This window comes from Streptomyces sp. NPDC127084, from assembly GCF_042724175.1.
Taxonomy (GTDB): domain Bacteria; phylum Actinomycetota; class Actinomycetes; order Streptomycetales; family Streptomycetaceae; genus Streptomyces.
This window is the reverse complement of record NZ_JBHXFA010000144.1, coordinates 14,870-18,799: the sequence shown is the minus strand read 5'-3', so window position 1 is coordinate 18,799 and position 3,930 is coordinate 14,870. Positions and strand designations below refer to the sequence as shown.

Genomic DNA, 3,930 nt, shown 5'->3' with positions numbered 1-3,930 from the left:
CCCGGGAAGGCGAACGCCGTTGCAAACTGCCGCCGTCCCGGCGCGCCTCGGCTGCACAGGTGCATCTGCTTAGAACTGACACCTCACCCAGGTCGCGGCCGTTTCGGGATCGGCGTGGGCACCCACGCCTACATCCACTGCGTCATCTCGTTCCTGGCCGAACTCGGGTCCGACCACGGCGCTGAGAGGGGCGGGCGCCTGGTACGTCCTGCTCGACGAAACTCTCGCCGAGTGCGACCGGGCCGGTGACAGCGACGCCGGGCAAGCACCTTTGCCAGGAAGGCGCTTCGTTAAGATTGAGGTGAGTCTAACCTCAAGCGGGAGGGCAAAACCCCACGGACTCTTGGTTCAGGAGAACGGCGATTCAATTCAGCGAACCGCACAGAGCCGTATGCGCCATTCCCACCTCCGACGTTTGTCGGAGTGAAGCGGCCTTCCACCGGCTTTGTAAGTGAAATTCCCTGCGAGGTCCACCTTCTGGATACGAACACCACGGGTTCATTTCCCATCGGTCTACTTGACACCGCAGGGCGAATAGGTAGGGGCAAAGAGACCATAATCGCGGCAAGCGTGGCGATCCGTCGGACGAAAACAAGAGGCTGCAATTCGACTCCTTTCATCCTCGATTTCAAAATACGGAAGTCACTGACGAACTCACGACACGTGAGGCACATCACATTCCGGTGCTACATTGCTGCGCATTCTCGAACCACACAAATCCGGGAAGTGACCGCTCGAATTTTTAGCTCCACCATCGTAACGCGCCGAACCTTAGGTAAGGTTTAATTACTTCCTAAGTCGTGGTTCTGTATGCACAAGTGGGAGTTGACTTAGTTCTAATCATATGTCCGGCTTAAATATTTGGTTAGGGGGTTACGGATGCAGCGCCGTCGGTGATCTCCCCCTGCGGCGAGGCCCTTGCCCTCGCCGCCTCAGCCACCCCAGGCTGGCCGTCGGGATAACCCAAGATAGGGCGCTCAGCTGCCTGCTCACAGTCTGATGGCTGCGTCCCTCAACAGTCACGGGACGGGCTTCCGTCAGATACTGCTGCGTAACCGCTCTTAAATCAGCCGCACGTTGCGACAGGATCGCATGGCGTACCTGTTCGTAATCAGCGCCATGTCCAGTTCGGCCGCGTGGGCGAAAGCCAGGACCACCACCGATACACCGCAAGCAAGGCTGGACCACTCGCGTACTTGCTGGCCCGGCAGTTGATGCAATCTGGTAACAGCAGTCCCACTGTCCACCTGCCGGGCAGACGAGGGAGGCATTCGCGTCTGGGGGCAGAACCAGCACCGGATAGTACTTCTTGCCCCTGAACTCCAGCAGCTCTGCGGAGGATTTCACCCCCACCTCTTGCCGGATGCGGCTTGCGAAGGCTCGAGCTGTGTCTGCTCTGATGCCTTGGGAGGCAATGAGCTTCTGTAGCGTTGCAACTCCAGTCTGACCTTGGCGATTGACGTCATGCGGTTGGGGCTGCAGCGGGACCTGCGGAAGATCCCCAGGACTTCAGACGGGCGACGCCTCGTTCGACGGGTGCCCGTGATGCGGCCAGGGCACGGTCGTCGCCGAAGCGGGCCTGCTCCGCCACACCACCGCCGGTGACGACGTTCAGCAGCAACCGGCCCCGGGGCTGCCGCTGGAACGTCGCGCCCATCTGCGCGGCGAGCGTCGGCGCTATCGAGTCCGGGCGCAGCGCAACCAGGAACTTCAGGCCCTCGGTGGTCTGGGCGAGGGCGGCGCAGGTGATCCACGGGTCCTCGTTGGACGTGGCAGCGGGGGTGAGGATCGCGTCGCAACCCATGTGCTCGGCGGACTGCGCGATCTGGGTGAGGTAGCACAGGTCGGGGGTACGGCGCCGGTCAGCGCCGGTCCGGCTGCCGCGGTGGTGTCGTGGCGGGGCCCATGGGTGCCGCGCATCCCGGTGGCCAGCGTGCGGCCGTCGCTGCCGGTCGGCAGGAACCAGTGGGACTGCAAGCGGTTCAAGGGTGTCTCCTGGTGGTCAGTCGGAGGAGAAGTCGCCGGCGGCGCGGGCGGACAGGCGTGCGAGGAGCAGGACGGGGATGGTGCCGTTCGTACGGGGGTGGCTTCGCGGGCGCGGCCCTGGTCTCCGGGCACGCGCCAGGTGCCCTCGGCCGCTGCGGCGGCGCGCAGTTGGTCTGCGAGGCGGTTGTTCGCGGCGGCCGCGCTTGTGTCGGGGGCGGCGAAGGTGGGGGCAAGAACGATGAAGGCGTAGCCGGTGGTCCAGATGAAGTCGATGTTGCGGCCCATGGGGAAGCCGAACAGGGAGCCGGTCAGGGCTGGATGAGCAGGGGTAGCGCGAGGCAGCGGTGGTCGCCGACGACGATCGCGGAGGAGGCGGCGTGGGGGTCGCGGGTGGTGCGGCCGCCGGCGTCGACGAAGCACTGCTCGGGCAGCGGTCGGCCCGAGCATCGGTGCTCCCACAGCACGTCCATCGGCGCGAGGGTGGTACCCATGTCCGCGCTCAGGGGCTCGTGGAGGGTGGGCAGTGCGAGGCAGCAAGACGGCCTCGGCCTGGGCGTGCAGGGCACGCCGACCTTCTTCATCGACGGCAGAAAGATCCAGCTGCCCCAGTCGTACGAGGCCTTCAAGGCCCTCGACCGAGAGCTGGCTCCGTGACCGGAAGCAGCCCCTCCGCGTCGGCCATACGCATGGAGATCCCGGACCGGACGACCGTGACCTCCCGAAACAGAACAGGGCATGGAGCGTTGTTCACACGGCTGATGGGTGGCCGACATGCGGTCTGGCAGCAGTGCTGGTCGCAGGTGCGAGGGAAGTCGGCCGGGGCCCACTGCCACAAGGCACCCTCCGTCCCTGGTCAAGGCGAGGACGCGGTAACCACGAACGACACAACGCACCCTCCTTCCGGCGCTGAACTGGTCCCTGTACCAACAACAACAGAACGGAGACCGGCGCAGCAGGACCTTCCTGGCGACAACGCCGCCACGGACCGCGCTGCCGGCACCGACCGTCGGGCATGACGACCGGGCCGTCACCGGGTGCCGACGTCTCCAAACTCCGCACGCCGCCCTCGAACACCTGCCGCCGTTACGGCGGACTACATCACCGGCAAGAGCATTGCCAATGCCGAGCGGTGCACTGTGGAGCAAGGAGATTCACAAGCTGCGCGCAACGGCCACCACGCGGAAAGCGCACGTGCGTGCCCGCTTTGCCGATCCCGCCTCGGTCCGCACCAGTCTCGAGCCCCGGCCAGCCCCTCACGGCCCCGTCTGGCTCACCGCCGACGGTGGAGCGCTCGTAGCCCGCGTCGCCGTCAGCAAGACTGCCGTCGAGGTGGAGCCCGGCCGGTACATCGAGTTCAGCTCCACTGGATGGAAGGGCACCACCGGCATCCCCTGGGCCGCCTTCACCCAAATCCAACTGAACCTGACCATACTGAAGATCCCCCTCACATCCAGCGAGGTGTCCATCGCCGCCCGTGCCAGCTGGCCCCTGAACTCCGACGGCACCCGACACACCGGCAACTGACCAAGCCGGCGCGCCACCCGCTCTGCGGCCATGGTCCACACGGTCGGTGCGACCCGCCCTCCGCCGCCGCTTGACCGATGTGTCGTGCCTGACCAGCGATCGCCCGCCGCCAGGCGGGAGTATGCCCCCCGGCGTGCCAGTTCGCCAGAATGAGCCGGCGCACTCCTGCCCGTTCGCGTCCTGGAGTAACCGTAACCCGGCCGGACCGTTGAGCCGGTTATGGATGCCTCTCGTTCGCGCGGGCGAGCCATCGTCCGCGCCCTCACCTCACTCCTCCTGCTCGCCATCTCCGTGGTGGCCGGTCCTCCGGCCCCCCCCGGCGGGCAACCCGCGGCGGGGGCCGCCGCCGGAGGCGCCGGGTAAGACCACCCCCCCCACACCCACAAAGCCAACCACCCGGCCACCCCCCCGACCGGGCCA

The 3,930-nt window shown here is 66.3% G+C and carries 3 protein-coding genes and 2 pseudogenes; 2 read left to right on the top strand and 3 right to left on the bottom strand.

What is annotated here, in order from left to right; translation table 11 throughout:
* Positions 1 to 1,421: 1,421 nt before the first annotated feature.
* From ACFWI9_RS27005 to ACFWI9_RS26995, 3 genes and pseudogenes are all read right to left on the bottom strand, one after another.
* Positions 1,422 to 1,564: pseudogene (locus ACFWI9_RS27005) on the bottom strand (IS5/IS1182 family transposase); the annotation flags it as partial.
* Positions 1,565 to 1,920, bottom strand: a pseudogene (locus ACFWI9_RS27000) (LLM class flavin-dependent oxidoreductase); the annotation flags it as partial.
* A 374-nt stretch (positions 1,921 to 2,294) separates the two neighbouring features.
* A complete protein-coding gene (locus ACFWI9_RS26995) occupies positions 2,295 to 2,477 on the bottom strand; it encodes a hypothetical protein (protein WP_387165825.1) in 183 nt (60 codons plus the stop codon).
* On the opposite strand from ACFWI9_RS26995, the gene ACFWI9_RS26990 reads away from it, so the two are divergent.
* Both ACFWI9_RS26990 and ACFWI9_RS26985 read left to right on the top strand, forming a co-directional pair.
* Positions 2,476 to 2,640 (top strand): DsbA family protein, encoded by a 165-nt coding sequence (locus ACFWI9_RS26990; RefSeq protein WP_387165823.1) that lies wholly within the window; start codon positions 2,476 to 2,478, stop codon positions 2,638 to 2,640. The two genes, ACFWI9_RS26995 and ACFWI9_RS26990, sit on opposite strands and share 2 nt — an antisense overlap.
* A gap of 537 nt (positions 2,641 to 3,177) precedes the next feature.
* Positions 3,178 to 3,510, top strand: a complete 333-nt coding sequence (locus tag ACFWI9_RS26985; protein ID WP_387165821.1) for a hypothetical protein — start codon at positions 3,178 to 3,180, stop codon at positions 3,508 to 3,510.
* Positions 3,511 to 3,930: the final 420 nt, after the last annotated feature.

Coding starts and splice junctions, on each gene's coding strand:
- ACFWI9_RS26990 (WP_387165823.1), top strand. CDS start 2,476: ATGTCCGCGCTCAGGGGCTCGTGGAGGGTGGGCAGTGCGAGGCAGCAA.
- ACFWI9_RS26995 (WP_387165825.1), bottom strand. CDS start 2,477: ATGGGTACCACCCTCGCGCCGATGGACGTGCTGTGGGAGCACCGATGC.